We start from the raw sequence: 7,100 nt of genomic DNA on the forward strand, positions 1-7,100 counted from the left end.
CTTATTCTTCTTCACTTCCTTGATTCTCTTCTTCATCTTCTTTTTGTGCTTTTGCTACTGTCGCTACTTCCTGATCGTCCTCTAAACGAATTAAACGAACACCTTGCGTATTACGTCCCATTTGAGAAATTTGGTCAACTGGCATACGAATTAATACACCTGCTGCTGTAATCAGCATAATATCTTCTTCGCCATGTACAGACTTAAGAGCAATTAACTTACCATTTTTATCTGTAATATTACATGTTTTAAGACCTTTACCACCGCGACTTTGTAAACGATATTCCTCAACTGGAGTACGCTTACCATAACCATTCTTCGTAACAATTAAAACATCCATATTTTCTTCTACAATTTCCATACCGACAACTTGATCTTCCTCGCCAAGTGTAATAGCTTTAACACCCGCTGCATTACGTCCCATTGAACGGACATCTTCTTCATGGAAACGAATTAACATCCCATTACTCGTGCCAACAATCATATCTTTTTCACCTGTTGTTAAGCGAACGGAGATTAATTCATCTTCTTCACGAAGAGAGATAGCAATTAGACCGTTATTACGAATATTAGCAAATGAGGAAAGCGGCGTTCTTTTTGCAATACCGTATTTTGTTGTAAAGAATAAAAATTGATCATCATTAAATTCTCGAATTGGGATAATCGCATTTACCCATTCACCTTTATCCACTTCTAATAAGTTAATAATCGGTATACCTTTTGCTGTCCGGCTATATTCAGGAATTTCATATCCTTTCGTACGGTATACTTTCCCCTTATTTGTGAAGAATAAAATGTGATCATGTGTAGATGTTGTTAATAGCTGTTCTACAAAATCATCATCGTTTGTCCCCATACCCTGAACTCCACGTCCACCACGATTTTGCGTTTTGTACGTAGAAGCTGGCAATCGTTTAATATAACCATTATGAGTTAGAGTTATTATAATGTTTTGTTCCGGAATCAAGTCTTCATCTTCAATGGCTTCCATGCCGCCAATTGTAATTTCCGTTCTTCTTGTATCATTAAAACGTTCTTTAATCTCTTCTAATTCTTCACGGATAATCTCAAGAACCTTCTCTTCATCTGCTAGGATTGCTTTTAACTCTGCAATCAATGCAAGTAACTCTTGATATTCTTGTTCGATCTTCTCACGTTCTAATCCAGTTAAACGTTGCAAACGCATATCTAAAATCGCTTGCGCTTGCTTCTCGCTTAAACCAAAACGCTCCATTAATCCTTGTTTCGCAATTTCTGCTGTTTTCGAGCTGCGAATTAGATTAATAACTTCATCAAGATGATCTAGCGCAACACGTAACCCTTCTAAAATGTGAGCACGAGCTTCTGCTTTCTCTAATTCATATGCAGTACGTCTACGAATAACAACCTTTTGATGCTCAAGATAATAATATAAACATTCTTTTAAATTTAATACTTTTGGCTCTCCATTTACAAGAGATAGCATATTAATACCAAAGCTTGTTTGAAGTGCTGTATGCTTGTATAAGTTATTTAGTAACACATTGGCGTTTGCATCACGGCGCACTTCCATGACGATACGCATCCCATTTCGATCTGATTCATCGCGTAAATCTGTAATACCATCAATCTTTTTATCACGAACAAGCTCCGCAATTTTCTCAATTAACTTCGCTTTGTTTACTTGATACGGAAGCTCAGTTACAATAATAGATTGCTTTCCGTTTGCCTTCTCTTCAATCTCGACTTTCGCACGAAGCATAATTGTGCCGCGTCCCGTTTCATAAGCTCTTCGAATGCCGCTTCGACCAAGGATTTGACCAAATGTAGGAAAATCTGGTCCCGGAATATACTCCATTAATTCACCAATTGTAATCTCTGGATTACGACTTAACGCTAATACTCCATCAATTACTTCCCCAAGCTGATGCGGAGGAATATTTGTTGCCATCCCAACCGCAATACCAGTTGTACCATTTACTAATAAGTTAGGAAAACGAGCTGGTAATACAATCGGTTCTCGTTCAGAACCATCGTAGTTATCTTGATAATCAATTGTATTTTTCGTAATATCACGCAATAGCTCCATAGAAATTTTGGACATTCTTGCCTCTGTATAACGCATTGCCGCTGCTGAATCTCCATCGATAGAACCAAAGTTCCCATGGCCGTCTACTAACATATATCGTTGGCTAAAGTCTTGCGCCATTCGTACCATTGTCTCGTATACCGCTGAGTCACCATGCGGATGATACTTACCAATTACTTCACCGACAATACGGGCTGATTTCTTATACGCCTTATCAGCAGTAATCCCTAAGTCATTCATTGCATATAAAACCCTGCGGTGTACAGGTTTTAGCCCATCTCGAACATCTGGCAGTGCACGAGATACGATAACGCTCATCGCATAATCTAAAAACGAGGTACGCATTTCCTGGCTAATATTAATTTCTCGAATTCGGCCTTGTTGTTGGTTGTCTGACATCAACCAGCACCTCCTCATTACATTTCCGATCGATATATCATGTTCATTTATACGTAGAAGACAGGAATACTCCGATTCCTGTCATCATTCATTAAATATCAAGGTTTTTCACATATTTTGCATTTTCTTGGATAAAGTTACGACGTGGTTCAACTTTATCACCCATTAAAATTTCAAACGTTTCATCTGCTTCGATTGCATCTTGAAGCGAAACTTGAAGAAGTGAACGTACTTCTGGATCCATTGTTGTTTCCCATAGCTGCGCTGGATTCATTTCTCCAAGACCTTTATAGCGTTGAATACCTGGTTTCGGCTGTTTCGGAAGCTCCGCTAATATATTTTCAAGTTCTCTATCATTGTAAGCATACTCAACTCGCTTACCTTGTTGCACTTTATATAATGGCGGTTGTGCAATATATACATAACCGTGCTCAAGAATTTGACGCATATAACGATAGAAGAATGTTAATAATAGGGTACGAATATGAGCACCGTCGACATCAGCATCAGTCATAATAATAACTTTATGATAACGCGCCTTTTCAATATCAAAGTCTCCGCCAATACCTGTACCAAGCGCAGTAATAATTGTACGTACCTCATCGTTTGATAAAATTTTATCTAAACGAGCTTTTTCGACGTTAATAATTTTCCCTTTAAGCGGTAAAATTGCTTGGAAATGACGATCTCGGCCTTGTTTTGCTGAACCACCCGCTGAATCACCCTCTACGATATAAATTTCACTAATAGAAGGATCTTTAGAAGAACAATCTGCAAGTTTTCCTGGTAAGCTTGATACTTCTAGCGCACTTTTTCTGCGTGTTAATTCACGAGCCTTTTTCGCTGCTACACGTGCACGTGCTGCCATCGTTCCCTTATCTACAATTTTTCGAGCAACATTTGGGTTTTCAAGTAAAAACTTTTCAAATGCTTCAGAGAAAACTGATTCCGTAATTGTTCTCGCTTCGCTATTTCCAAGTTTTGTTTTCGTTTGCCCTTCAAATTGCGGATTTGGATGTTTAATGGACACAATAGCCGTTAAACCTTCACGAACATCTTCACCTGTTAAATTACTATCAGCATCTTTTAAAATATTATTTTTCCGACCGTAATCATTAATCACACGTGTTAATGCTGTTTTAAATCCTACTTCATGCGTACCACCTTCATACGTATGAATATTATTTGTAAATGAATAAATGTTAGTTGTATATCCTTCGTTATATTGAAGAGCAACCTCAACTTGAATTCCATCTTTTGAACCTTCTACATATACTGGTTCTTCATGTATTGGTTCTTTAGAGCGATTTAAATGCTCAACATAAGACTTAATTCCGCCTTCATAATGGAATTCTTTCTTTTGTTTATGCTCACGTTTATCTTCAATTGTTAATTTAATATCACGATTTAAAAATGCTAGCTCTCTTAAACGAGTTGCTAATGTATCAAACTCATATACAGTTGTTTCAGTAAAAATTTCTGCATCTGGCTTGAAGCGCGTTATTGTTCCTGTATGATCTGTATCTCCAATTACTTTTAAATCCGCAACTGGTATACCACGTTCATACTTTTGATAATGGATTTGCTCGTCACGATGAACAAATACTTCTAATTCCGTTGATAATGCGTTCACGACAGAAGCACCTACACCATGTAAGCCCCCAGAAACTTTATAACCGCCGCCGCCGAATTTACCACCTGCATGAAGAACCGTCATAATAACCTCTACAGCTGGACGACCCATTTTCTCATGCATCCCAACTGGAATACCACGACCATTATCTTTTACTACAATACTGTTATCTTCTTCAATAGAGACATTAATTTCATCACAATACCCTGCCAATGCCTCATCAATACTGTTATCAACAATTTCCCATACAAGGTGATGAAGACCTTTTCCACTTGTTGAACCAATGTACATTCCCGGACGTTTCCGAACTGCTTCTAGTCCTTCTAAGACCTGTATTTGGCTTTCATCATATGCATTCTCTTGTATTTGTTTTTGTTCCATTGACACAAAGATCACCTACTTTTCCATTTAGACAGAAGCTATTTGTCTTCTTCTCCACAATCCACTGTGCCGTTCGTTACATGAATTGTTTTTGCTTGTTTTAATGTATCATGCTCAATTCCATCAACACTTGTCGTTGTCACAAACGTTTGCACCTTTCCTTGAATCGTATTAAGCAGATGTGATTGCCTATAATCGTCTAGTTCCGATAACACATCATCTAATAAAAGGATTGGATATTCGTTAACTTCTGAATAAATCAATTCGATTTCAGCTAACTTTAGGGAAAGTGCGGTCGTTCGTTGTTGCCCTTGCGAACCAAAGACTTGAACATTTTTACCATTAACGAAGAATTGTAAATCGTCACGATGAGGGCCCAATTAAGGTTGTGCCACGGAAGAGTTCACGTTGTTTCACAGATTGGAAACTTTCATAGTATACTTCTTTTATTTTCGACAAATCCATGGATTCTGATACATCAACACTTGGTTTATAGACTATTTCTAGCTCCTCAAGTCCTCTGCTAATTCCTCGATGGATTGAGCTGCCCATTCTTGTAATAAACGTAAAAATTCAAAACGTTTTTTTAATACTTTTACACCATGTTCAACGAGTTGAAGTGTAAACACATCTAACATAGCTTCATCATTTGGACTATTGCCTTGCATTTTTTTGAGCAAATGATTACGCTGTGTAAGAACTTTTTTGGTATTGACTTAATTCGTACAAATATACAGGAGCTATTTGCCCAAGCTCCATATCTAAAAAACGTCTTCGTACTTGAGGACTTCCCTTTACAAGGTTTAAATCTTCAGGAGCAAACATAACAACATTCATTACGCCAATATATTGACTCAATTTTTGTTGCTCAAGTTGATTTAACTTTGCTTTTTTTCCTTTTTTGGAAATGTTTAGTTCTAAGGACAAAGAGTTATTTCGTTTTTGCAGTCTCCCTTTTATTCTACCACAATCTTCATCCCATCTGATAAGTTCACGATCATTAGAAGTTCGATGAGATTTAGCCATCGCTAATTACATAAATCGCTTCCATCAAATTTGTTTTTCCTTGCGCATTTTCACCAATAATTACGTTTACTTTATCTTCGAAGGAAGATCTAATTGCTCATAATTGCGATAGTTTTGTAAATGTAATTCTGTAATATACAAAGGGATCCCCCTTTATCCTTGAACTTGAAATGTTCCGATCCCCGGAATTTCAACAATATCATTTGTATATAATTTTCGGCCTCGTCTATTTTCAGGCTCTTTATTCACATACACTTCATACTCTTGTAAAAACCATTTTACCGCTCCGCCTGTATCAATCACGTCAGCCAGTTTTAAAAATTGTCCTAATGTAATATATTCTGTCGAAATTTGAATATGTTTCATACAAATCGCTCACTTTCTAAAAGTGTTCATTCTTTCATTGTACTAAATAAACAAGCATTAGGAAAGTAATAGGGAAAAATCAAAAGGGTTACCAGTACATCTACACTAGTAACCCTATCTTTTTAGTACGTACGTACTGGTAAAATTAATTGAGTAATGGAATCATCGTTCACTGTACGAATTAAAAAGGTCTCATTGCACCAGTAAAGCTAATTTTAATCTCTGTACTATCTAATGCTTTTAATGCATCCATCATATATTTTGCACTAAAGGAGATTTTTAACTCTTCACCTTCATTTTCTCGCATTGAACTTCTTCTACTACTTTCCCGATTTCTGGAGAGTTCGATGAAATTTCTAACATTTGATCTTCTAAAGTTGATAATTTCACAACATTATTACGTCCATCTCTTGCTAATAAAGAAGCTCGATCAATTGCTTGTAAAAATTCTTTTGTATTTACAAAAAATATCCGTTTTACTATCTGGTGGGATTAGTCTTGTTGTATCCGGATAGTTACCCTCTAACAGTCTAGAGAAGAATAATAAATGTTTCGTCCGGAATAACACTTGATACTCCGTTATAACAATATCTACCATTTCCTCTGATTCATCAAGAATTTTACTTAACTCATTTAAACTTTTTCCTGGAATAACAACATTTGCTTGAAATTCATTCGAAATAGTTTGTCCTGCAATTTTCGCTTTGCGCAGCGCCAAACGATGACTATCTGTTGCAATACAAATCAATTCGCTGTTATACACCTTCCAGTTTACACCTGTCAAGATTGGACGTGTTTCTGATGTAGATACAGCAAAAACAGTTTGACGAATCATATGTTTTAACAGATCTGTTGGAATTTGAAATACATGATGTTCTTCAATCTGTGGTAACAATGGATACTCAGCTGAGTCTAAACCATTTAAGTTAAACTCGGACTTTCCAGATTTTATTTTCGTCATAAAATGACTTTCGACAGAAATTTCAACTGTATCTTTCGGTAATTTTTTTACAATTTCACTAAAATATTTTGCTTGTAAAACAATACTTCCTGATTGTAGGACTTCTACAATTTCTTTTCCATCCTCTTCAATTGGAATAAAGGATTCGATCGATATATTAGCATCGCTACCCGTTAATGTAACACCTTCTTCATTTGCTACGATTTTAATCCCTGTAAGAATCGGAATTGTTGTACGAGAGGAAACAGCTTTCATTACATCTTGTA

3 protein-coding genes and 2 pseudogenes are annotated in these 7,100 nt (G+C 36.4%); all 5 read right to left on the reverse strand.

Translation table 11 applies throughout. The features are described from left to right. Position 1: 1 nt before the first annotated feature. Positions 2-2,467: a DNA gyrase subunit A gene (gene gyrA, locus AB1279_RS24150; protein ID WP_429757457.1), complete on the reverse strand. Its 2,466-nt coding sequence runs from the start codon at positions 2,465-2,467 to the stop codon at positions 2-4. A 91-nt stretch (positions 2,468-2,558) separates the two neighbouring features. After that, a complete protein-coding gene (gene gyrB, locus AB1279_RS24155; protein WP_429757458.1) occupies positions 2,559-4,481 on the reverse strand; it encodes a DNA topoisomerase (ATP-hydrolyzing) subunit B in 1,923 nt (640 codons plus the stop codon). 38 nt (positions 4,482-4,519) lie between these two features. After that, positions 4,520-5,648, reverse strand: a pseudogene (gene recF / locus AB1279_RS24160) (DNA replication/repair protein RecF). Between the two features lie 12 nt (positions 5,649-5,660). Further along, the gene (gene yaaA / locus AB1279_RS24165; protein WP_098310159.1) at positions 5,661-5,873 is read right to left on the reverse strand and encodes a S4 domain-containing protein YaaA; all 213 of its coding nucleotides are present in this window, start codon (positions 5,871-5,873) and stop codon (positions 5,661-5,663) included. A 122-nt stretch (positions 5,874-5,995) separates the two neighbouring features. Continuing rightward, positions 5,996-7,100 (reverse strand): annotated as a pseudogene (gene dnaN / locus AB1279_RS24170) (DNA polymerase III subunit beta); the annotation flags it as partial.

This window comes from Bacillus sp. S14(2024) (assembly GCF_050473785.1).
GTDB lineage: Bacteria > Bacillota > Bacilli > Bacillales > Bacillaceae_G > Bacillus_A > Bacillus_A yunxiaonensis.

Coding starts and splice junctions, on each gene's coding strand:
- gyrA (WP_429757457.1), bottom strand. CDS start 2,467: ATGTCAGACAACCAACAACAAGGCCGAATTCGAGAAATTAATATTAGC.
- gyrB (WP_429757458.1), bottom strand. CDS start 4,481: ATGGAACAAAAACAAATACAAGAGAATGCATATGATGAAAGCCAAATA.
- yaaA (WP_098310159.1), bottom strand. CDS start 5,873: ATGAAACATATTCAAATTTCGACAGAATATATTACATTAGGACAATTT.